Here is a 21,132-nt window from a genome sequence, read left to right on the forward strand (position 1 = left end):
CATAGCTCTCCGGTCGGAATTTGCTTGCCGGCCCGGGGCCGATGCGCATGACATTGGCCCGCGGCGGCCCCGACACGCTATCGGCGTCGGCGGATTCATTGCACAATAGATCGTTCACACAACAGCCAAGCCGCCACAAATGAATCCGCTGCTCCAGGTCCGCGACCAAGGCCAGCAAGTCTGGCTCGATAACCTCTCCCGCACGCTGCTCAACGACGGCCACCTCGCCCGCTTCATTGCCGAAGACGGCGTCGATGGCGTGACCACCAACCCGGCCATCTTCCACAAGGCAATCGCCGGCGGGCGCTATTACGAGGACGATCTCGCCGCACTGAAGCAGCAGCCCCTGAGCGCCGAAGCGCGCTACGAACAGCTCGTGATCCCCGACGTGCAGCGCGCCTGCGACCTGCTGCGCCCGACTTTCGAGCGCAGCGGCGGCAACGCCGGCTACGTCAGCCTCGAAGTCTCTCCCGCGCTCGCGCACGACGCAGCCGGCACCATCGCCGCCGGCCTGCGTCTGAAGCAGGCGGTCGCCCGCGACAACCTGTTGATCAAGGTGCCCGCCACGGCCGAGGGCCTGAAAGCCATCGAGGAACTGATCGCGAACGGCGTCAGCGTCAACGTCACGCTGATGTTCTCGCTCGCCCACGTGGATGGTGTCGCCGACGCCTACGTCCGCGGCGTCGAGCGCCTGCAGGCGTCGGGCGGCAAGGTCAGCAGCGTGATGTCGGTGGCGAGCCTCTTCCTGAGCCGCGTCGACACCCTCATCGACAAGCAGCTCGACGAGTTGGGCGGCGACGCCCTCGCATTGCGCGGCCGCAGCGCGGTCGCGATGGCGAAACTCGCCTACCAGCGCTACCTCGAACGCTTCCATGGTCCCGCTTTTAGCGCGCTGCGCAGCGCCGGCGCCCGCTCGCAGTTCATGCTATGGGCAAGCACCGGCACCAAGAATCCGGCCTATAACGACCTGCTCTACGTCGAACCGCTGGTGGGCAAGGAGACCGTCAACACGCTACCGGATGCCACGCTCGCCGCGCTGCGGGATCACGGCAAGGTCGTCGGCGACGCCCTCACGCAGGACGTCCCTGCCGCGCGCGAGCAGTTCGCCGCGCTGGCCGCGCTCGGCATCGATCTCGATGCAACCGGGGAAAGGCTTCAACGCGAAGGGCTGGCGCAGTTCGAGGACGCCTTCGCGCAACTGCTGCAGCTGACCGCCTGACGCCCTGATCGCAGGCCGGCTCCTTCAATGGATGCCGGCCGCCACGAGCAGCTTGCGCGATAGCTCGCGCAACTCCCGATTCTGGCGCTCAAGCTCGACCAGCCGCTCGTGCATCATCGCCGCGAGGCACTTCATCGCTCGTTCGGGCGTTCCCGCGCGCGCGCGTTCGCAATCGATGCAACACTGCAAGGCACGCAGACGCTCGCGGACGGCCGGGGGATGACTCTCGATCAGCGCGCAGATTTCGCGATCGCGCGCGGCGAAGAATGCCTCGGGATCGGCTTTCGCCAACGCGCACCAGCGGTCGAAATCGAACTCGCCCATGACCACACCCCCGCCGAGCGTGCCTCATACGCCCTTCATTTCATGGTAGGAGCGGAACAAGGTCGAGGCAAGCGGAGCCTCCGGCGGACCGTATATTCGATCTCGCCGGAGCTGCTGAAATCAGGCGACCTGGGCGGTCTTCCGGGACATCAGCGAGAAGCGGCTCACCCAACGCTGGTCGCCGGCGCTGCCGAGCAGTTCCTTCATGTCGATGATCAGCACGATCTGGCCGTTGGACAGCGTCGTAACACCGGCCACGCCCTTCGGACGGAAGTCGTCGAGCGATTTGATCACCGCATCTTCGCGGCCGGCAAAGCTGTCGATGCCGAGGATGAAGGACATTTCCGCCGTCTGCATCAGCACGCCATAGCACGGCGAATGCTCCAGCGGCCAGCCGAGAAGGCTCGCCAGCGGCAGGATCGGCAGCACTTCGCCGCGCACCACCATCGTCGCGCGGCCGCCCACTTCCTGCACTTCGCCCGCCTCGATCGGCAGGATCTCGCGCACCATCGACAACGGCACCGCAAACGGCTGATCGCCCAGGCGCACCAGCAGCACCGGCAGGATCGCCAGCGTCAGCGGCAGGCTGATGACGAAGGTCGTGCCCTTGCCCAGCTGCGACTGGATCTCGATGCTGCCGTTGAGCTTCTGGATGTTCGTGCGCACGACGTCCATACCGACGCCGCGGCCTGAGACGTCCGACACCTTCGCCGCCATCGAGAAGCCGGGCAGGAAGATCAGGTTGTAGCTCTGGCGCTCGTCGAGCGCGCTCGCCTCTTCCTCGCTGAGCAGCCCCTTCTCGACCGCTTTCGCGCGCAGGCGTTCGGCGTTCATGCCGTGCCCGTCGTCGGCGACCAGGATCACGATGTGGTCGCCTTCCTGGCGCGCTTCCAGGCGGACGATTGATTTCTCGGGCTTGCCGACAGCGATCCGCTCCTGCGAGTCCTCGACGCCGTGGTCGACCGCGTTGCGGATCAGGTGGATGATCGGATCGGCGAGATCCTCGATCATCGTCTTGTCGATCTCGGTTTCCTCGCCCGCGAGCACGAGTTCGACATCCTTGCCCATGCTACGCGCGAGGTCCCGCGCGATCCGCGGATACTTCTGGAACAGGCGGCCGATCGGCTGCATCCGGGTCTTCATGACCGCGTTCTGCAGGTCGGAGACGAGCAGGTCGAGCTGGCTCACCGCCAGGTCGAGCGAGTGCAGGGTTTCGGTGTCGTTGCGACCGCTGAGGATGTCGCTGCGCAGCGCGTTCAGGCGGTTCTTCGTCAGACCGATTTCGCCCGACAGGTTGAGCACCTGATCGAGCCGCGAGGTATCGACGCGGATCGAATTGTCGCGCTGCTTTTCGCCCTCGCGGCGGCCGACCGGGGCCACGGCGCCCGGCTTGTCACTCGCGCGCCGGCCCGTCGCCGCCTTGATGATCTCGTCGGGCGAGACCGCAGGCCCCGATGCGACCGGTGCGGGCGCCGAAGCCGAGACCGGCGGGGCCGTCCTGACTTCGTTGATAGTCTTCATCGGCACGCCGGTCACGGCACTGTGCAGCAGTTCCCAGTTCGGTCCGCCCGAAGCCGCGGGCGACGCCGCCGGCTGCGCCTGGGGCGCCGCGGGCTGGGCGCGACCGCCCACGAGTTCGCCGGCGATCGCCTGACGCAGACGTGCAATCAGAGCGGGGTCCGCCGCGACGGGTTGCATCGCCTGCTCAAGGCTACCGAACATCTCGCGTACCGATGCCGTCGCTTCGAGGATGACGTCCATCACCTCGGGCGCCACGTCGAGTTGGCCGTTGCGCAGATTGTCGAAGAGGTTTTCGGTCAAATGGCACAAGGTGACCAGTTCGGTCGCGTTCAGGAAGCCCGCGCCTCCCTTGATGGTATGGAAGCCGCGGAAAATCTCGTTCAACAGTCCACGGTCGTCCGGCGCGCGCTCGAGATCCACCAGCTTGTTGTCGACTCCCGACAGCAGGTCACCCGCTTCCATCAGGAAATCCTGAAGGAGCTCTTCCATTCCGGCGAAATCACTCATCACGTTCTCGCTTTATTGTTCCCGGCAGACCCGCGTCTGCCTTCTTGCTGCAGTCAGAATCCGAGGCTTCCCAGCAGGTCGTCGACCTGTTCCTGCGTCGTAACGACGTCGTCACGGCCTTGCGAGTTGATGACCGGACCGTTCATCAGACCACCCTGCACTTCGCTGCGCATGCCCGGAGGCGCGACTTCCAGCAGAACCTGGAGCAGCTCGGTTTCGAGCTTCTGGGCGAGTTCGACGACCTTCTTGATGACCTGGCCGGTGAGATCCTGGAAATCCTGAGCCATCATGATTTCCAGCAGCTGCTCGTTGGTCGCCCGACTGCCCTGCTCGACCTGGCCCAGAAAACCGTGCGTTTCCTGCGACAGCGCCTTGAATTCGTCGATCGACAACTGGTTCGCGAAGAGCTTGTCCCACTTTGCCTGCAGCCCCTTCGCGTCGGCCCCCAGCTTGTTCTGGATCGGCTGCGCGATGTCGGTCGCGTTAAGCACGCGACTCGCCGCCTGCTCCGTCATCTGCGCGATATAGGTCAGGCGCTGCCGCGCATCCGGAATCGCTTGCACCGCCTCCTGCAGACCGTCGTCGGAGCTGAGCGAGCACAGAGTGTTATGAACTTGTCGCGTCATCTGTCCGATCCGGGTGAACACCGCCTCGCAGCTATGCTCGGACTGAGCAGCATCGGCTGGCTGCGGCGCGACGGCCGGAGCAACCTCTTGGACAGAAGCGGCATCGAACTGCGCCGCCACGGAGTCGAACAGTGCCTGCAGGTCGTCGTTGTCGCCGGTGGAATCCTGCTTGGGTTTCGGTTCCGCCTTGGGCGCGGCCACCTGCGGTGCCGTGCCACTCGCGATGCTGTCGAACAGGGCCTGGAGTTCGTCCGAATCCCCTACCTCATCGAGCTTGAGCTTTTTCGCCATCATCGGCCTCCCTAATGTCATTCCGCACCGACTGCTCAGGCGGCCGCTGTCTTGCCCAGCTTTTCAAAGATTTTTTCAAGCTTCTCGGCCATCGTGGCGGCCGTAAACGGCTTGACGATATAGCCGTTCGCCCCGGCCTGCGCCGCAGCGATGATGTTTTCCTTCTTGGCCTCGGCCGTCACCATCAGCACCGGCAGGTGCTTCAGATGCGGCGTCTGGCGGATCGTCTGCAGCAGCGTCAGACCATCCATGTTCGGCATGTTCCAGTCGGTGACGACGAAGTCGAACGGGCCGCTATTGAGCTTCTGCAGCGCCACCGCACCGTCCTCGGCCTCGTCGACGTTGGTGTAACCCAGCTCCTTGAGCAGGTTGCGCACGATGCGCCGCATCGTCGAAAAGTCGTCAACGACCAGAAATCTTGTCTTGGGATCGGCCATGTTGTATTTCTCCGTAATTCTCTCGGCGAGGCTGGCCCGGGTCAGTGGCCCCGTGTGAGCAGGGGACGAAGGGTGTCCGCCAGCGCGTCGGCGTCGAATTTTGCCACGTATGCGTCAACTCCGACCCGCTTTCCCATCGCCCGGTTGGCTTCGGACGAGAGCGAGGAGTGCATCACCACCGGGATGCCGTCGAAACGGGCATCGGCCTTGATGTTGCGGGTGAGCACGTAGCCGTCCATCTCGGGCATCTCGGCATCGACCAGGATCAGGTCGAGTTCGTCCCGCACGTGGAGGCCGCGTTGCTGCGCATGGCTCGCCATGCCTTGCAGCCGCGTCCAGGCTTCGAGACCGTTGACGGCGTGCTTGTGCTTGACGCCGAGCTTGTCGAGCACCTCGGCGATCTTGCGCCGCGCCACGCCCGAATCGTCCACGAAGAACACTTCGTAGTCCTGCCCACCGGCGATCGGCGAGATGTTGCCGACCACGGCGTCGCCGAAGGTCGAAGCGAGCACGGTCTCGACGTCTACGATCGAGACCAGCTTGCCGTCCGGCAGTTCAGTGATGGCGGTGATGTAGTTGTGCACATTGCCTGACACGTTGTCGGGGGCGCGCACTTTGTCCCAATCGACCCGGATGATGCGATCCACGCCCTGCACGAGGAAGCCCAGCGTGCGCTTGCTGTACTCGGTCACCATCATCGATGCACCGAGCGGATCGCCCGGCTGGGCCAGCCCGAGGATCTTCGACAGCGACAGGACGGGGATCACGTTGCCGCGCAGGGAAATGAGGCCTTCGACGCCCGCCGGCATGTTCGGCGCACGGGTGATGAAAGGCGTCGTGCTGACCTCCTTCACCTTGAAGACGTTGATGCCGAAGATTTCCGTGGTGCCGAGATTGAACAGCAGGATCTCCATCCGGTTCGACCCGGCAAGGCTGGTACGGCCGTCGACGACGTTGAGCAGGGCGGATTCGTCGGTATCGTAGATCGACATGAGAGCTTCCTATGGACTCGCGGATTACTGCGCGTCGCGCTTGATCAGGCGGCGCAGCGTCTCGGCCAGGCGCTGAGGTTCGAACTTGGGAACGTATTCGTCGACGCCGACCGACTTGCCCAGTTGCTGGTTGGACATGCCGGACAGCGAGGAATGCATGATCACCGGGATCCCGGCGAAGCGCGGGTCGGACTTGATCGACTTGGTCAGGATGTAGCCGTCCATCTCGGGCATCTCGACGTCGGTCAGCACGAGGCTGACGAGATCGCTGACCTGCCGTCCGGTCGACTGCGCGTGGAGCGCCACCCGCTGCAGCTCGTCCCACGCGGCGCGCCCGTTGATCGACGCCACGCCATGGACGCCCAGCGCTTCGAGCGTACGCTCGATCTGCTTGCGCGCGATCGACGAATCGTCGGCGTAATAGACCGCCGGCACCTCGCCTTCGATGGGCACGATGCTGCGATAGAGATGCTGGTCTTCCTGAGGCGTCGTTTCGGCGAGGACCTTCTCGACGTCGAGCATCATCACGAGCTTGTTGCCGGCGAGTTCGGTCACCGCCGTCACCAGCCCGCCCATGTTCGCCGTGAGCATTTCGGGCGGCACACGCATCTGCGACCAGTCGAGGCGCAGGATGGTATCGACGGCCTCGACCAGGAAGCCCTGGGTGTGTCCGTTGTACTCGGTCACGATCATGATGTCGCGCTTGGCGTCGGCACCAACCCCGACATAGCGGCCCAGATCGACAACCGGAACCAGCACGCCACGCAGGCTCACCATCCCTTCGACCGATGACGGCATCTCGGGCGCCGCGGTGATCGCAGGCGTGCGCATGACCTCACGGACCTTGAAGACGTTGATCCCGAAGGTTTCCCGTCGCCCGGTGCGCTGATCCGTGCCGAGCGTGAACAGCAGGATCTCCAGCTTGTTGGTGCCGGCGAGGCGTGTGCGGGCATCGATGTTCTTCAGCAGTTCCGACATTTCACTCTCCGCTGCGCGCGGCTGCATGTTGTTCCGAGCGGCGCAGGCGCGCCGCGGTGTCAATCCTGATAACGTCTGCGCCCGGAAATACTTGAGGCGCGATACGCTAAATACCGTCTTATGACCATTTTCGCATTATGGCGCTGTCGCGCATACGGTTTTCACGCGGTGCTAGCCATTGCGCGTAGCCCCGTGGCCGAGGTGCCGCAGAATCTGCTGCGCTACGTCCTTGAGCGTAACGACTTCGCATGCCGCGCCAAGCAGCGCCGCTTCGCGCGGCATGCCGTACACGACGCAGGAATCGTGGTCCTGGGCGATCGTCCAGGCCCCCGCCTCGCGCATCTCCAGCAGCCCCCGGGCGCCATCCTTGCCCATCCCGGTGAGCAGCACGCCCACCCCTGCCGCGCCCACCGTCCGCGCCGCCGACGAAAACAACACGTCCACCGAAGGGCGATGGCGATTCACAGGCTCGGCGCGCGATAGGGAACACTGCAATCCGGAGGACGTGCGGACGATCGAGAGATGGGAGTGGCCCGGGGCGATATAGACTGTGCCACCCTGGATCGGCTCACCGTCCTCGGCCTCCTTGACCTTCACGGCGCACAGGCCGTCCAGGCGGCGCGCGAAGGCGCCCGTAAACATTTCGGGCATGTGCTGCACGATCAGTACCGGCGGAATGCTCACGGGCAGTTCGGTGAGCACTTGCTTGATCGCCTCGGTGCCGCCGGTCGAGGCACCGATGAAGATCACGCGACTTCCCGATGCACCGCCCGGCGCGGGGCTCTTATACGGCGGCGGCATCGCTGCGTTGATAGACGGTCCGGCCCATCGAGCGGAACAGGTCGGAAGCATGCATGAAGCTCTCGGAATGCCCCGCGAAGAGAGCCCCTTCCTTGCGCAAGAGCGGCACGAAACGCTTGAGAATCGCGTACTGCGTCGCCTTGTCGAAGTAGATCATCACATTGCGACAGAAGATCGCATCCAGCGGCCCTTGTACCGGCCAGTTCGCGTCGAGCAGATTGATGCGCCGGAAGCTGATCAGCCGCTGCAATTCGGGACGCACGCGGACCTCGCCGTCCGGAACGCCGGCGCCCCGTACGAAGTAGCGCCGCACGCGCTCGGGCGACAGGCGCAGGATCCGGTCATCGCGGTAGATGCCGCGTTCGCCTTGCGACAACACGCTGGTATCGATGTCGCTCGCCAGGATCTGCACCGGGGGCGTGAGCGTGTCGAACGCCTCGCAGGCGGTGATCGCCAGCGAGTACGGCTCCTCGCCGGTCGAGGCCGCGCTGCACCAGATGCGGATCGTGCGCTTCTCGGCGATCCGCCGCATGCGCTCCGACAGGATGTCGAAGTGATGGGCCTCGCGGAAGAAGGACGTGAGATTGGTCGTCAGCGAATTGACGAAGGTTTCCCACTCCGCCCGGTCGCGCTCGAGCCGCGCCAGGTATTCGGCAAAGGTGCGGTCGCCGCAGATACGCAGACGGCGCGCCAGCCGGCTATACACCATGTCCTGCTTCGCCGGCGAAAGGACGATGCCCGCGTGTTCGTAGATCAACTTGCGGATGCGCTCGAAATCGGCGCCCGTGAGCTCAAATTCGCGCACGCGATCTCCGCCTAGCGCTGCGGCGGCCGCGGAGGCCGCCATCGCGGCGAAGGTCAGTTCCGTGGTCGTTCGCTGTGGCGTCGACGCCTTGGGTCGCGCTGGCGTTTCCGGCGCGACGTTCTTTCCGAAGCGAGGGGGATCTCCCACTGCCATGCTCAGATTTCCTCCCATTCCTGCTCGAGGCTGCGCCGTCCTGTTCCCGCCGCCTTCACCTTCGGCAACGGGGCGCCTTCACCCCGTCTCGCATGTCCTGCGCGTCCCAGCCCCATCGCCGGCACGCTCGATCGATCGGCGAGCGCCGGATCCTTGAGCAACTCCGCCATCTGCCGCTCGAACTGCAACGCCATCGACGCCGCGCAATCCGCGAGTTCCGCATGCTCGCGCGACATTTGTTCCAGTCGCGTCATCATCTGCTGCATATGCGCGGCGGTCTGCTGCAGATTGACGACCGCCGTCTCGATGCGCCCTGCCGCCCCCCCTGCGCTCGCTTCCGGCTCGCCGCCATCATGCTCCACGCACGCCCCCAGCGCGGGAGTTTGCACCGCCACGCCGCAGACCTGCGTGCCGCAACGTCGCGCAGCAAGCTGTGCGGCCAGTGTCGCTTGAGCGTCGCAGCACGTATCGAGTGCTGCGGCATCCAGCACGAGCCGGCCCTCCCGCGCGAGATCCAGCACGCCCGCCAAGGAGCCGGCGCGATCGCGCATCTCGTCGAAACCGAAAGTCGCGCTACCGCCCTTGATCGAGTGTGCACAACGATAGGCCTCGGCGATGACATGCGCCCCGACATTGCCGCGGGCGATCTCGCGCAAGCAACGCTGGATGATGGCGAGGTGTTCGGCGACTTCGTCGAAGAACACCTCGCGGAATTCAGTCAGATCCAGGACCATGTCGAACGCTCATTCACCGAGGGGCCGCGTCGCCCGTGCGACCGGGAGCGGCAGCCCCCGGAAGGGGGCGAATCTGCGGCCTCGCGCCTGCAGGCGGGGGTGCCGCCGTCTGGCTCTCGATCTTGCCGCGCAAGGCCTCTTCGTCGAGGGGCGCGTTCGCGCCGACGTCGATCAGGCCGCCTTGGGCACGCAGCGCCTCTTCAGTCTTGCGGTTCATCACGACGATGCTGATGCGCCGGTTCGACGCGTCGTAAAGATCCTCCTTCTTGAACGGCACGGTTTCGGCGAGCCCGACGACGCGCGCCACGCGGGCAGGATCGAGTCCGCCTGCGATCAGCTCCCGCCGCGATGCGTTGGCGCGGTTCGCAGAGAGCTCCCAGTTCGAGAAACCGCGCTCGCCTCCCGCGTAACGTGCGGCATCGGTGTGTCCGGACAGGCTGAGGCGGTTCGGCACGTCGTTGAGCGCGCGCCCGATCGCTCTCAGCAGATCGCGCGTGTAGGGCAGCAGTTCGTCGCTCGCGGAGTTGAACATCGGGCGATTCTTTTCGTCGACGATCTGGATGCGCAGACCTTCGGAGGTGATGTCGATCAGGATCTGGTTGCGGAAGGAGCGCAGTTTCGGGTCGGCCTCGACGATCGCCTCAATGCGCCCCTTCAGGTCTTCCAGCCGCGCGCGCTCCCGTTTCGCGTCCATGCCTTCCTTGTCGCCGACATCGCGGAAGATTTCGCGTCCCTTGGCGGCATCCAGGTTGATCGACCGCTTGCCTTCGACGTCGCCCCGCTTGCGCTGCCCGAGCGAGCGCGTCAGGTCCTCGCCGCCACCCTGGATGATGCTCGAACTGTCGCCCGAGCCGGTCCCGCCCTGAAACGACACTTTCAAGGGGTTCTGGAAATGGTCCGCAATGCCCTCAAGATCGCCCTGTGCGGTCGAACCGAGCAGCCACATCAGCAGGAAAAACGCCATCATCGCCGTGACGAAGTCGGCGTAGGCGATCTTCCAAGCGCCCCCGTGGGCCGCCGCGGCGACCTTGTTGACGCGTTTGACGACGATTGGCTGCTGGGTATCGTCGCTCATTGCCGCAGAGGTTCCATTTCAGACATGAACATCACGTGGCTCGGCCGGGTCATCAGCCCTTACGGCTCTTGATGTCCTGCTCGAGCTCCGAGAAGGTCGGACGTTCGGTCGAATACAGGACCTTGCGCCCGAATTCGACGGCGACCTGCGGCGCATAGCCGTTCATGCTCGCGAGCAGCACGAGCTTGATGCATTCGAACACCTTGCCGCTTTCCTCGACCCGTTGTTCGAGCTGGCCTGCGATCGGCTGCACGAAGCCGTACGAAAGCAAGATACCGAGGAAGGTGCCCACCAGCGCGCCGCCGATCATCTTGCCGAGCACCGCCGGCGGCTGGCCGACCGAGCCCATCACGTTCACGACGCCCATGACCGCGACGACGATACCGAAGGCCGGCAGCGCATCGCCGGTCTTGGCCATGACGTGAGGCGCGATGTGGGCTTCCTGGTGATGCGTGTCGATTTCCTTGTCCATCAGGCCTTCGATCTCGAAGGCGTTGAGGTTGCCGCCGACCATCATGCGCAAGTAGTCGGTGAGGAACTCGACCGCGTGGTGGTTCGCCGTCACGGTCGGATACTTGGAGAAGATCGGACTGGAGTCGGGATTGTCGACATCGTTCTCGATCGACATCAGGCCTTCCTTGCGGACCTTCGCGAGGATCTCGTAGAGCAGGCCGAGCAGATCCATGTACATCGCCTTGGTGTAGGGAGAACCCTTGAACACCGAGGGCAAGGCGCCCATGGTCGCCTTGATCGCCTTGGGTCCGTTTCCCGCGACGAAACCACCGATCATCAGGCCGACGATGGCGAGGTATTCCATCGGCACCCACAGGGCGCCGAGGCTGCCGTGGACGGCATAGGTACCGACCGAAGCCGCAAGGATGACCAGATAGCCAATGATCAAAAACACCAGGTAACCCCTGTCGATTCATCGATGCACGGTACGACGTGCAGAGCAAAGTTCCGAGATTGTAACGTCACCGGCTCGGGAAACTTGAGCACCAAAATTGAATGCCAGAAAGAACAAAGGCCGCCTGCTTCCGCAGGCGGCCCCCTGAAACCGGAAACGGTGGAATATCAGCCGGCCGTTGCGAGCGCAGCCTTTGCCGCGCGCTTCGTCTTGCCCGCACGCGAGGGCATGTTGCACAGGCCGCAGACGAATTCGTGCGTCGGGTCGTACGCATGCGCGACGAATTTGCCGCCGCAGGTCTTGCACGGGGCAAGCTGCAGCAGGTCGGCGTCGAAGAAGCGCACCAGCGTCCAGGCGCGCGTCAGGCTCAGCGCGGGTTCGGTATCCTCAGCCTCGATGTGATCGAGGTAGAGATGATAGGCCTTGAGGATGGACTCGAGCCCCTTGAGCGCGGTGTGCGTCTGGAAGAACGAGAAGAACGCCATGAACAGCGACGCATGGACGTTCGGTTGCCAGGTCATGAACCAGTCGGTGGAAAACGGCAGCATCCCCTTCGGGGGCGACACGCCACGGATTTCCTTGTAGATCTTGAGCAGGCGTTCGCGGCTGAGTTTGGTCTCGGCCTCAAGCATCTGCATGCGCGCACCCAGACGCACCATCTCGGCTGCGCGCTGAATGTCTTCCGCTTCTTCGATGATGCTCTTGTTCTTCATCTTCATCTCCTTGACGCCAGTGCGACGCACGGCGCGCCCGCAGCGCGGGCTATCCGGCCAGCCCCTTCACGGGTTTGCCCGCTGCGATGATTGCTGCATGCAGGCTGGAGCTGGTGGCATCCCTGCCCTTGCCGGCCAGAAGGCTGGTAAGCAGGGTGTCATCAAACCTGAAGGCGGGCAGTAACATCTGGCTGTTGGCCATCTTGACCAGCTTTGCCGACGTCAGCCCTTCGATCAGGTCGGCAATCTCGCTGCCGATGCCAAGCCGGAACATCGCGGTTTCGCGGTCGCTGCGCAGCATCTGCTGCGCCAACATGAGATAGGCGAGGTTCAGTTCCTGGATTTCCGCCTGAAAATCGGGCCGTTTCATTAATGCTCCCATTCAGGGACAAGCGTGGCAAAGTTAAAGTTATTTGTTAGGAAATGCAAGTAAAGCGCCGTAAACTATTGTTGCGTCGGCACAACGAGCTATTCCTTATGGTCGACAAGGTTTTGTTGCCAAACGGGTAAACCGGACTAACATATTTATTTGTCATTTATGCTGATTTCAGCCGTCTCGCGCGTTCAGGCATCGCGTGGAGCGAGTTCCTGCATCTTTTCGAGCGACTGGACAGAGGCGACGCAGTTGCGTCCGCGCTGCTTCGCGAGGTACGCGCCGCGGTCGGCTTCCTTGATCAGCGCATCGACGTCGGCCATGCCTCGCACGCGCATCGCGACGCCGATGCTGCCGCTGATCGGCAGCCGATCTTCACCCGCCTTGAGCGCGAGACTATCCAGCGCGGCGCGAAGCCGCTCGGCACAGCTGAGCGCGCGGGCGAGGTCGGTTTCGGGGCAAATGGTGAGAAATTCATCGCCGCCTGTACGGCAGATCACGTCCTGCCCGCGCAGCGCTCCGCGCAACGCTTCGGCGACGCGGCGCAACACCTCGTCGCCGACGTCGTGGCCGTAGGTGTCGTTGATCTGCTTGAAGCGGTCGATGTCGATGATCATGCACGAGAGCGGTCGCCCCCAGCGGTTCGCGGCCGTCCATTCCTGCTGCACGCGGTCGAGCGCGTAGCGCCGGTTCGGGAATCCCGTCAGCGCGTCGGTCAGCGCCGCCTCCTGCAGGCGGCGGTTGGTCACCGCGAGCTGGGCCGCAAAATGGCGGATTTCCTCGCGTTCGCGCTCAAGCTCCTGCTGCAGGCGCACCACGCGCAGCCCGGCGCGGAGACGCGCCGACAGTACGCGTGGCCTGACGGGCTTGGTGACGAAATCGTCGGCGCCGGCATCGAAGGCTTCAATGAGGCGCTCGTCATCCCCCTGATGCGTCAGCAACACGATGTAGATCGCCTGCCCCACGCGCGTCTGGCGTAATGCGCGCGTGAGTTCGGGGCCGCTCATCCCCGGCATGTCCCAGTCGAGGATCATCATCTGCGGCTGCAGTTCGAGCGCGCGCTCCATGCCGTGCCGGCCGTCAGCGGCCTCGAAGACTTCGAAGCCGCCTTGCTCAAGCACGCCCCGCAGACCCGTGCGCGTGCGCGGCTCGTCGTCAACAATCAGGATCCGCGGGTGAGCCGGGTCGATGTGTCGCACCGGCTCGGGGTCCTCAGCCGGGGCTTGGGCAGCGGGGGCCGGGCCGCTCGCTCCAGCCCCGCCGGGCAGCTCCCCCGGATCGCCGTGGGCGAGCTCCGAAAAGCTCGGCGCCCTCTTCTGCTCGAGTTGGAGCAGCGTCCCCCATTCGACCCACAGCCGGATGATGCGGTCGCAATCGAAGAGAAGATTCTCGCGATTGAAGCGCAGCCGTGCGCCGGCAGCGAGGAGCCGCGGCATCATGGCACTGCGCGCGGCTTCGTCGGCGAGACAGATCGCAGCAATGCAGCGCGCGGCCGCGATGCATTCGACGAGTACGCGCAGTCGGGCCTCCTCCGGATACTCGGCGCCTTCGCGAATCTCGGCATAGCCGACGGCATCGACGAAGACGGTCGGCAGCCCCCAATCCGCGAGCATCGCGCCGCTGAGCTCGACGTGGCTCAAGGCGAACTCCTCCTGCTCCAGTACGACGAGCGGGAGTGCGTCGGCCTGACGCGCCGTGTCGAGGACGCGGGCGTAGTCGAAGGGGTAGAGGGTTGCGAGCGACAGCTCGCCGACCCGGCTCAAGAGCCCGAGGCTGAACAATTCGTCGGGCGCGCCGCAGCGGGTGCGCTCGGCGAACACCTGCATCGCCAGGCCGATCGCGAGCGAGGAATTCCAGAAGGCGTTGTAGTCGAAGCCGCGGCAGTTGCCGTGCCGGTGGTTCGATAGTAGCGAGAAGCCGAGCACCATGGTCCGAACGGCCGGCAAGCCGAGGATCATCAGGGCATCGTGAACGGAGGCGACGGGACGGCGGCTACTCGCGAGGAGGCCGTTGGCGGCCTTGATGATGCGGCCGACAAAGGCGGGATCGCCGCTGATGACGCGGGCGAGTTCGGCGATCGAGACGTCCTGCTGCTGCGTGAGTCGGATCACGGCGAGCGCGACGCCCTTCGGCGAAGGCAGATCGCCCGAGGCGCGGATCTGCTCGAAACGGTTCATGTCGATCGGAGGAGGCATGACGGCGATACCTTTGCCGGACGTCTGCGCTCCCTGCGGTGCAGCATCACGGACAGCGCAAATTCAAGTCTGCGCACTGTACCGCGTCGCGGCGACGGATGTCACGGAGCGGCCCCGGTCTGACGCGTGAATGGCACCGACAGAGGTTAAAATCAGCACATCACGACGAATTCGGTCCCGAAAATGAAGTTCTGCTCAAACTGCGGTGCCCCGGTCACGCTGCGCATCCCGCCTGGCGATTCGCTGCCCCGCCATGTGTGCACGAATTGCGGCAGTATCCATTATCAGAACCCGAAGATCGTGGTCGGCGCCGTGCCCGAGTGGGAGGAGCGCATCCTGCTGTGCCGTCGCGCCATCGAGCCGCGCCACGGTTTCTGGACGCTGCCCGCGGGCTTCATGGAAAACGCCGAGACCACGGCAGAGGGGGCCGCGCGCGAGACGTTGGAGGAAGCCTGCGCCCGCGTCGAGGTGGGCGACTTGTTCACACTAATCAACGTGCCTCACATCAACCAGGTGCATATCGTCTATCGCGCGCGCCTGCTCGATCTCGATTTCGGGCCCGGCGAGGAGTCGCTGGAGGTGGCCTTGTTCGAGGAGAAGGACATTCCCTGGGACGACATCGCTTTCCGCACGATCTCGATGACGCTGCGCCATTACTTTGAGGATCGGCGCAAGGGTAGTTTCGGATTCCACACGGGCAGCGTCCCACCGATCGCCGAACCCCACCTCCCCTGATCCATCGTGCGAGCAATCCGCGGCGAAATCCTGCATTTCCTCGATGATCCGGCCGACCGCGGCGTCGAGGCGTTGGAGCATTTTCCGGACGGTCTGCTGATCGTTCGCGATGGACATGTCGCGGAAGCGGGGCCGGCGGAGGCAATACTGGCGAAACTGCCGGCTGGAACTCCGATCGAGGAGAGGCGGGACAAGCTGATCCTGCCGGGCTTCATCGACACGCACATCCATTTCGCGCAGGCGGACATTATCGCGAGCCACGGTGAGCAGTTGCTCGAGTGGCTCGGCAAGTACACCTACCCGGCAGAGAGCCGCTTCGCTGACGCCGGCCACGCTAGAAGCGTCGCGGAATTCTTCTGTGGTGAATTGCTGCGCAATGGCACGACGACGGCGATGGCCTTCCCAACCGTGCATGCGGCCTCGGTTGATGCGCTGTTCGCGGCGGCGGCGGAACGGCGGATGCGACTCATCACGGGCAAGGTGCTGATGGATCGCAATTGCCCGGACTTCCTGCGCGACACGGCCGCGCGGGGCTACGCCGAGTCGCACGCGCTGATCGAGAAGTGGCATGGCCGCGATCGCCTGCTGTATGCGGTGACGCCACGCTTCGCGGCGACTTCGACGCCAGAGCAGATGGCACTTGCCGGGCGGCTCTTCGCGGAGCACTCCGGGGTCTATCTGCAGTCACATGTGGCCGAGAACCGGCGCGAGGTGGCGTGGGTGGCCGAGCTTTACCCGGAAGCACGGAGTTATCTCGACGTTTATGACCGCTTCGGCCACCTGGGGCCTCGGAGCGTATTCGCGCACTGCGTGTGGCTCGACGATGCCGATCGCGCGCGGATGGCCGCTGCCGGCGCCGCGATGAGTTTCTGCCCTACGTCGAATCTCTTCCTCGGCTCGGGGCTCTTCGATCTGGATCGCGCGCACGCAGCGGGGGTTCGGGTCGGGATCGGGAGCGATGTCGGCGCGGGAACGAGCTTTTCGATGCTACAGACGCTCAACGAGGCGTACAAGGTGTTGCAGTTGAACGGGCAGTCGCTGTCGGCGGAGCGCGCCTTCTATCTGGCGACGCTGGGCGGGGCACGCAGCCTGTACCTGGAGAACAGCATCGGCAGCTTTGCGCCGGGACGCGAGGCGGACTTCGTTGTCCTCGATGCCGCCGCGACGCCGCTGCTCGCACGGCGGACGGCTGCCTGCCACACGCTCGCCGAGCGCCTCTTCGTGCTGATGATGCTGGGCGACGATCGGGCCGTCGCCGAAACCTGGGTAATGGGCGAGCCGGCTTGGCGCCGGCCATGAGCACGGCTACGCATTCCACAGACGTTCTGCGATGAACATCGACGCGGCGCCGGCCTGATCGCGGCCGGCGTAGAAGGCCGGCCGGAGGCCGGCTTCGGCGTCAGGAAGCGAGCTCGCTGCGGTTCGCGAACAGCGCGAGGGCCTCGGGATTCGCCAGCGCCTCGATGTTCTTCACCGGTTTGCCGTGCACAACGTTGCGCACCGCGAGCTCGACGAGCTTGCCGCTCTTCGTGCGCGGAACGTCCGTGACCTGAACGATCCTCGCGGGCACGTGGCGCGGCGTTGCGTTGTCGCGGATCGCCTGCTTGATGCGGGCGGCGAGTGCGTCGTCGAGCGTGAGTCCTTCCCGGAGGCGCACAAAGAGGATCACGCGAACGTCGGTGGGATCTTGCGCCGGCCAGTCCTGGCCGATCACGATCGATTCGAGGATCTCGGGCAGCTTCTCGACCTGGCGGTAGATTTCGGCGGTGCCGATGCGCACGCCCCCGGGGTTGAGCGTCGCGTCGGAGCGGCCGTGGATGATCAGTCCGCCGTGCTCGGTGATTTCGCAAAAGTCGCCATGGCACCAGACGTTGGGGAAGCGTTCGAAGTAGGCCGCGCGGTACTTGGCGCCGTCCGGATCGTTCCAGAAGCCGATCGGCATGCAGGGGAAGGGCTTCGTGCAGACGAGCTCGCCCTTGTCCGCGGTGATGGGACGGCCTTCGTCGTCCCAGACCTCGACCGCCATGCCGAGACCGCGGCACTGGATTTCGCCGCGCCACACGGGCATGGCAGGGTTTCCCAGGACAAAGCAGGAGACGATATCGGTACCGCCGGAGATCGAGGCGAGCTGGACGTCGCGCTTGATCGATTCGTAGACGAAATCGAAGCCCTGGGGCGCGAGCGGGCTGCCGGTGGAGAGCACGGCGCGCAGCGCGGAGAGGTCGTAGGATTCGGCCGGGCGCAGCGCGCTTTTGCCGAGGGTTTCGATGTACTTCGCGGATGTGCCGAAGTGGGTGATGCGTTCCTGCTCGGCGTAATCCCACAGGACGCGGCCCTCGTCTACGAAGGGGTTGCCGTCGTAGAGCATCAGTGTGGCACCCGCTGCGAGGCCGGACACGAGCCAGTTCCACATCATCCAGCCGCAGGTCGTGAAGTAGAAGAGTCGATCGCCTTCGCGGACGTCGGCGTGGAGCTTGTGCTCCTTCAGGTGCTGCAGCAGGGTGCCGCCCGCGCCGTGGACAATGCACTTCGGCACGCCGGTGGTGCCGGACGAGTACATCACGTAAAGCGGATGGTTGAACGGCAGGCGGACGTATTGCGGTTCGGTCTCCGCCGCGTGCGGTGCAAGGAAGTCGGCGTAGACCGTGGCGCCGGGCACAACCGACAGGTCGAGGGCGTTGTCGCTGGCGAGGTAGGGCACGACGACCACCTGACGCGCGGACGGCAGCTGGCGGACGATGTCGCCGAGCTTGCCGAGCACGTCGATCGGCTTGCCGTTGTACCAGTAGCCGTCGCAGGCGATCAGCACCTTGGGCGCAGTCTGGCCGAAGCGGTCGAGCACGCCCTGCACGCCGAAATCGGGCGATGCGGAGGTGAAGGTCGCGCCGATGCTGGCGGCCGCGAGCATCGCGACGAGGGTTTCGGGCAGGTTCGGCATGTAGGCGGCGACGCGGTCGCCCTGCTCCACGCCGGCGCTGCGCAGCGCGGCCGCGAAACGGGCGACTTCGGCGCGCAGTTCAGCGCGGGTCATGGCGCGCTTGACCTTGTCTTCGCCCCAGAAGACGAGCGCCTGCTCATTGCTGCTCTGGCGCAGCAGGTTTTGGGCGAAGTTCAGGCGGGCGTCGGGGAACCAGCTCGCGCCGGGCATGCGGTCGCCATCGATCAGGTCGCGCGTGCCGCGTTCGCCGATCACGCCGCCGAAATCCCAGATTTCGCGCCAGAAGTCGGTCGAATGCTGCACCGACCAATCGTGGAGCGCCGCGTAGTCGGCGAGCGGCAGGCCGGAGATCTTGCGGGCGCGCGCGGTGAAGGCGGCCATGCCCGTCGAGGCGATCTGTTCGGGACTCGGGGCCCACAGGGGGCGATCATCGAATTCCTTGTTGCTCATTTCTTGTGTGTCTCCTCGTTCAAAACGGGCCGGTCGCCAAGGCCACGGAGGCGGGCGGGACGCCCTGCTCCGCAGCTGCACGGTGTTGCGCGGCGAGCGCCCGCTGATAGCCTTCGCGTTCCTGCAGGCGTTGCCAGTAGGCAAGCACCGCCAGCTTGAAGCGTTCCTTGAGGCCGATGTCCTCGGCGAGCATCAGCGCATAGCCGACCGATACGTCGGCAGCGGTGAAGCGCCCGGCGCAGATGAACTCCTGCTGCGCGAGCAGTGGTTCGAGCGTGCGCAGGCGTGACAGGAACCAGCGCGCGTAGTCCTCGGCGACCTGCGGCTGGCGACGCTCCTCGGGTTCGAAGCGGGAGTAGCGCAGGACCAGCGTCTGCGGGAAGGTCAGGGTCGCCTCGCCGAAGTGCAGGAAGTTGAGGTAGGCGGCGAAATCGGATTCGTCGATTTCGACATTGAGTCCGTGCGGCGAGTGCCGGGCGGCGAGGTAATGGCTGATCGCCGCGGACTCCGTCATGCGCGTCGCGCCGTCGAAGAACGCGGGGATCGTGCCGAGGGGATTGACCTCCAGATACTGCGGCGTATCGAGGCGCGGCGGGAAGGGCAGCACCTTCAGCTCATAGGGCAGCCTGAGTTCTTCGAGCATCCACAGAGGTCGGAACGAGCGCGCGTTGATGCAGTGATACAGGGTGATCATGTCCCCTCCCCGCGCTCAGGCGGTCTTCGCTTCGGCCAGGCCCAGTTCGCGCTTCATCTGCTCGCGGATCTGGAATTTCTGGATCTTGCCGGTGACGGTCATCGGAAAGCTGTCGACGAAGCGGATGTAGCGCGGGATTTTGTAGTGTGCGATCTGACCCTGGCAGAAGTCGCGCACCTCGGCTTCAGTAAGCGTCTGGCCTTCGCGCACGATGACCCAGGCGCAGAGTTCTTCGCCGTATTTCTGATCCGGGATGCCGACGACTTGGACGTCAAGGATCTTCGGGTGGCGGTAGAGGAATTCTTCGATCTCGCGCGGATAGAGGTTTTCGCCGCCGCGGATGACCATGTCCTTGATGCGGCCGACGATGTTGCAGAAGCCTTCCTCGTCGATCGTCGCGAGGTCGCCGGTGTGCATCCAGCCGCCCGCGTCGATCGCTTCGCGCGTCTTCGCTTCATCTTCCCAGTAGCCGAGCATCACCGAGTAGCCGCGGGTGCAGAGCTCGCCGGGTGTGCCGCGCGGGACGATGCGGCCTTCGTTGTCGACGATCTTCACTTCGAGATGCGGCTGGACGCGACCAACCGTGGATACTCGGCGGTCGAGCGGGTCGTCGGTGCCGCTCTGGAAGCTGACTGGCGAGGTCTCGGTCATGCCGTAGGCGATCGTCACTTCGCGCATGTGCATCTTGTCGATGACGCGCTTCATCACTTCGATCGGGCAGGGGCTGCCGGCCATGATGCCGGTGCGCAGCGCGGACAGGTCGAAGTCGTTGAACTTCGGGTGGTCGAGCATCGCGATGAACATCGTCGGCACGCCGTAGGCGGCGGTGCAGCGTTCCTGCGAGATCGCTTCGAGGGCGGCGAGCGGCTCGAAGGCTTCGGCCGGATAGATCATCGTCGCGCCGTGCGTGAGGCAGCCGAGGTTGCCCATCACCATACCGAAGCAGTGGTAGAGCGGCACGGGGATGCACAGGCGGTCACCTTCGACGAGGCGGATCGCTTCGCCGACGAAGAAGCCGTTGTTGAGGATGTTGTGGTGCGACAGCGTCGCGCCCTTCGGCTGGCCGGTCGTGCCCGAGGTGAACTGGATGTTGATCGGGTCGTCGAACTGCAGCGCGTCGCCGAGGACTTCGAGGGCATCGAGTTCGTCGCGCGACGGGGCGTGCAGCAAGTCGTCGAAGTTGAGCATGCCGTGCGTCTTGTCGGCGCCCATACGGATGACGATTTCGAGCGATGGGAGCTTCGAGGATTTCAGCTGGCCGGGTTCAGCGTGCGCGAGCTCGGGCGCGAGGTCACCGAGCATTTCGAGATAGTTGCTGGTCTTGAAGGCGGGCGACAGGATCAGCGCGCGGCAGCCGACCTTGTTCAGCGCGTACTCGAGCTCGGTGCGCCGGTATGCGGGGTTGATGTTGACCAGCACCAGGCCGGCCTTGGCGGTGGCGAACTGCGTCAGCACCCATTCGAGGTTGTTCTGCGACCAGATGCCGATGCGATCGCCGGGCTCGAGGCCGAGACGCAACAGGCCGCAGGCGAGGTTGTCGGCTTCGCGTCGCAGCTCGGCGAATGTGAGCCGCGCGCCCTGGTGGCGAACCACGAGCGCCTCGCGGTCGCGGTGCTCCGCGCAGGCGCGGTCGAAGAACTCGCCGATCGTGGTGCCGATCAGCG

General features: G+C 64.9%; 20 protein-coding genes. 3 read left to right on the forward strand and 17 right to left on the reverse strand.

The features are described 5' to 3' along the window. Window positions 1–139: 139 nt before the first annotated feature. Window positions 140–1,219, forward strand: a complete 1,080-nt coding sequence (gene tal, locus VJ673_RS08455) for a transaldolase (RefSeq protein WP_324125633.1) — start codon at window positions 140–142, stop codon at window positions 1,217–1,219. A 24-nt stretch (window positions 1,220–1,243) separates the two neighbouring features. Here the strand turns inward: tal and VJ673_RS08460 are convergent, their stop codons facing one another. From VJ673_RS08460 to VJ673_RS08525, 14 genes are all read right to left on the reverse strand, one after another. Next, window positions 1,244–1,543: a DUF3135 domain-containing protein gene (locus VJ673_RS08460; RefSeq protein WP_324125634.1), complete on the reverse strand. Its 300-nt coding sequence runs from the start codon at window positions 1,541–1,543 to the stop codon at window positions 1,244–1,246. Between the two features lie 120 nt (window positions 1,544–1,663). Further along, on the reverse strand, window positions 1,664–3,571 hold the full coding sequence (locus VJ673_RS08465) for a chemotaxis protein CheA (RefSeq protein WP_324125635.1): 1,908 nt from the start codon (window positions 3,569–3,571) through the stop codon (window positions 1,664–1,666). A gap of 53 nt (window positions 3,572–3,624) precedes the next feature. Then, entirely contained in the window at window positions 3,625–4,488 is an 864-nt protein-coding gene (cheZ, locus tag VJ673_RS08470) for a protein phosphatase CheZ (protein ID WP_324125652.1), read from the reverse strand. A gap of 35 nt (window positions 4,489–4,523) precedes the next feature. Further along, a complete protein-coding gene (gene cheY / locus VJ673_RS08475) occupies window positions 4,524–4,925 on the reverse strand; it encodes a chemotaxis response regulator CheY (protein WP_324125636.1) in 402 nt (133 codons plus the stop codon). A gap of 41 nt (window positions 4,926–4,966) precedes the next feature. Next, the gene (locus VJ673_RS08480; RefSeq protein WP_324125637.1) at window positions 4,967–5,917 is read right to left on the reverse strand and encodes a chemotaxis protein; all 951 of its coding nucleotides are present in this window, start codon (window positions 5,915–5,917) and stop codon (window positions 4,967–4,969) included. Window positions 5,918–5,941: 24 nt separating this feature from the next. Further along, window positions 5,942–6,895 (reverse strand): chemotaxis protein, encoded by a 954-nt coding sequence (locus VJ673_RS08485; RefSeq protein ID WP_324125638.1) that lies wholly within the window; start codon window positions 6,893–6,895, stop codon window positions 5,942–5,944. Between the two features lie 171 nt (window positions 6,896–7,066). Further along, window positions 7,067–7,645 carry a CheB methylesterase domain-containing protein gene (locus tag VJ673_RS08490; RefSeq protein ID WP_324125639.1) on the reverse strand — a complete coding sequence of 193 codons (579 nt, stop codon included), beginning with the start codon at window positions 7,643–7,645 and terminating at the stop codon, window positions 7,067–7,069. A gap of 34 nt (window positions 7,646–7,679) precedes the next feature. Next, window positions 7,680–8,654, reverse strand: a complete 975-nt coding sequence (locus VJ673_RS08495) for a CheR family methyltransferase (protein WP_414635640.1) — start codon at window positions 8,652–8,654, stop codon at window positions 7,680–7,682. Between the two features lie 2 nt (window positions 8,655–8,656). Continuing rightward, window positions 8,657–9,388 carry an Hpt domain-containing protein gene (locus tag VJ673_RS08500; protein WP_324125640.1) on the reverse strand — a complete coding sequence of 244 codons (732 nt, stop codon included), beginning with the start codon at window positions 9,386–9,388 and terminating at the stop codon, window positions 8,657–8,659. Window positions 9,389–9,401: 13 nt separating this feature from the next. Further along, window positions 9,402–10,463, reverse strand: coding sequence for a flagellar motor protein MotB (gene motB, locus VJ673_RS08505; protein ID WP_324125641.1), 1,062 nt, complete (start codon window positions 10,461–10,463; stop codon window positions 9,402–9,404). Between the two features lie 52 nt (window positions 10,464–10,515). Then, window positions 10,516–11,370, reverse strand: a complete 855-nt coding sequence (gene motA / locus VJ673_RS08510; RefSeq protein WP_324125642.1) for a flagellar motor stator protein MotA — start codon at window positions 11,368–11,370, stop codon at window positions 10,516–10,518. 167 nt (window positions 11,371–11,537) lie between these two features. Further along, window positions 11,538–12,083 (reverse strand): flagellar transcriptional regulator FlhC, encoded by a 546-nt coding sequence (gene flhC, locus VJ673_RS08515; protein WP_324125643.1) that lies wholly within the window; start codon window positions 12,081–12,083, stop codon window positions 11,538–11,540. Between the two features lie 49 nt (window positions 12,084–12,132). Beyond that, entirely contained in the window at window positions 12,133–12,453 is a 321-nt protein-coding gene (gene flhD / locus VJ673_RS08520; protein ID WP_324125644.1) for a flagellar transcriptional regulator FlhD, read from the reverse strand. Window positions 12,454–12,647: 194 nt separating this feature from the next. Next, entirely contained in the window at window positions 12,648–14,651 is a 2,004-nt protein-coding gene (locus tag VJ673_RS08525; RefSeq protein WP_324125645.1) for a sensor domain-containing diguanylate cyclase, read from the reverse strand. A 183-nt stretch (window positions 14,652–14,834) separates the two neighbouring features. On the opposite strand from VJ673_RS08525, the gene VJ673_RS08530 reads away from it, so the two are divergent. Together VJ673_RS08530 and guaD are read left to right on the forward strand one after the other, a co-directional pair. Further along, entirely contained in the window at window positions 14,835–15,386 is a 552-nt protein-coding gene (locus VJ673_RS08530) for an NUDIX hydrolase (protein WP_324125646.1), read from the forward strand. A 6-nt stretch (window positions 15,387–15,392) separates the two neighbouring features. Next, the gene (gene guaD / locus VJ673_RS08535) at window positions 15,393–16,685 is read left to right on the forward strand and encodes a guanine deaminase (protein ID WP_324125647.1); all 1,293 of its coding nucleotides are present in this window, start codon (window positions 15,393–15,395) and stop codon (window positions 16,683–16,685) included. A gap of 100 nt (window positions 16,686–16,785) precedes the next feature. Here guaD and VJ673_RS08540 read toward each other — a convergent pair whose 3' ends face one another. Genes VJ673_RS08540 through VJ673_RS08550 form a run of 3 tightly spaced genes read right to left on the reverse strand, consistent with a single transcriptional unit; the run spans window position 16,786 to window position 21,130 of the window. Continuing rightward, on the reverse strand, window positions 16,786–18,774 hold the full coding sequence (locus VJ673_RS08540) for an acetoacetate--CoA ligase (protein WP_324125648.1): 1,989 nt from the start codon (window positions 18,772–18,774) through the stop codon (window positions 16,786–16,788). A gap of 19 nt (window positions 18,775–18,793) precedes the next feature. Continuing rightward, window positions 18,794–19,468 carry a glutathione S-transferase family protein gene (locus tag VJ673_RS08545; RefSeq protein WP_324125649.1) on the reverse strand — a complete coding sequence of 225 codons (675 nt, stop codon included), beginning with the start codon at window positions 19,466–19,468 and terminating at the stop codon, window positions 18,794–18,796. A gap of 15 nt (window positions 19,469–19,483) precedes the next feature. After that, complete coding sequence (locus tag VJ673_RS08550; RefSeq protein ID WP_324125650.1) at window positions 19,484–21,130, reverse strand: AMP-binding protein; 1,647 nt, start codon at window positions 21,128–21,130, stop codon at window positions 19,484–19,486. Between the last annotated feature and the right edge of the window lie 2 nt (window positions 21,131–21,132).

The organism is Aromatoleum sp. (assembly GCF_035254505.1).
In the GTDB taxonomy this organism is placed as follows: domain Bacteria; phylum Pseudomonadota; class Gammaproteobacteria; order Burkholderiales; family Rhodocyclaceae; genus Aromatoleum.

Excerpts from the sequence above, each read along its gene's own strand:
- tal (WP_324125633.1), top strand. The coding sequence starts at position 140 with ATGAATCCGCTGCTCCAGGTCCGCGACCAAGGCCAGCAAGTCTGGCTC.
- VJ673_RS08460 (WP_324125634.1), bottom strand. The coding sequence starts at position 1,543 with ATGGGCGAGTTCGATTTCGACCGCTGGTGCGCGTTGGCGAAAGCCGAT.
- VJ673_RS08465 (WP_324125635.1), bottom strand. The coding sequence starts at position 3,571 with ATGAGTGATTTCGCCGGAATGGAAGAGCTCCTTCAGGATTTCCTGATG.
- cheZ (WP_324125652.1), bottom strand. The coding sequence starts at position 4,488 with ATGGCGAAAAAGCTCAAGCTCGATGAGGTAGGGGATTCGGACGAACTC.
- cheY (WP_324125636.1), bottom strand. The coding sequence starts at position 4,925 with ATGGCCGATCCCAAGACAAGATTTCTGGTCGTTGACGACTTTTCGACG.
- VJ673_RS08480 (WP_324125637.1), bottom strand. The coding sequence starts at position 5,917 with ATGTCGATCTACGATACCGACGAATCCGCCCTGCTCAACGTCGTCGAC.
- VJ673_RS08485 (WP_324125638.1), bottom strand. The coding sequence starts at position 6,895 with ATGTCGGAACTGCTGAAGAACATCGATGCCCGCACACGCCTCGCCGGC.
- VJ673_RS08495 (WP_414635640.1), bottom strand. The coding sequence starts at position 8,654 with ATGGCAGTGGGAGATCCCCCTCGCTTCGGAAAGAACGTCGCGCCGGAA.
- VJ673_RS08500 (WP_324125640.1), bottom strand. The coding sequence starts at position 9,388 with ATGGTCCTGGATCTGACTGAATTCCGCGAGGTGTTCTTCGACGAAGTC.
- motB (WP_324125641.1), bottom strand. The coding sequence starts at position 10,463 with ATGAGCGACGATACCCAGCAGCCAATCGTCGTCAAACGCGTCAACAAG.
- flhC (WP_324125643.1), bottom strand. The coding sequence starts at position 12,083 with ATGAAGAACAAGAGCATCATCGAAGAAGCGGAAGACATTCAGCGCGCA.
- flhD (WP_324125644.1), bottom strand. The coding sequence starts at position 12,453 with ATGAAACGGCCCGATTTTCAGGCGGAAATCCAGGAACTGAACCTCGCC.
- VJ673_RS08525 (WP_324125645.1), bottom strand. The coding sequence starts at position 14,651 with ATGCCTCCTCCGATCGACATGAACCGTTTCGAGCAGATCCGCGCCTCG.
- VJ673_RS08530 (WP_324125646.1), top strand. The coding sequence starts at position 14,835 with ATGAAGTTCTGCTCAAACTGCGGTGCCCCGGTCACGCTGCGCATCCCG.
- VJ673_RS08540 (WP_324125648.1), bottom strand. The coding sequence starts at position 18,774 with ATGAGCAACAAGGAATTCGATGATCGCCCCCTGTGGGCCCCGAGTCCC.
- VJ673_RS08545 (WP_324125649.1), bottom strand. The coding sequence starts at position 19,468 with ATGATCACCCTGTATCACTGCATCAACGCGCGCTCGTTCCGACCTCTG.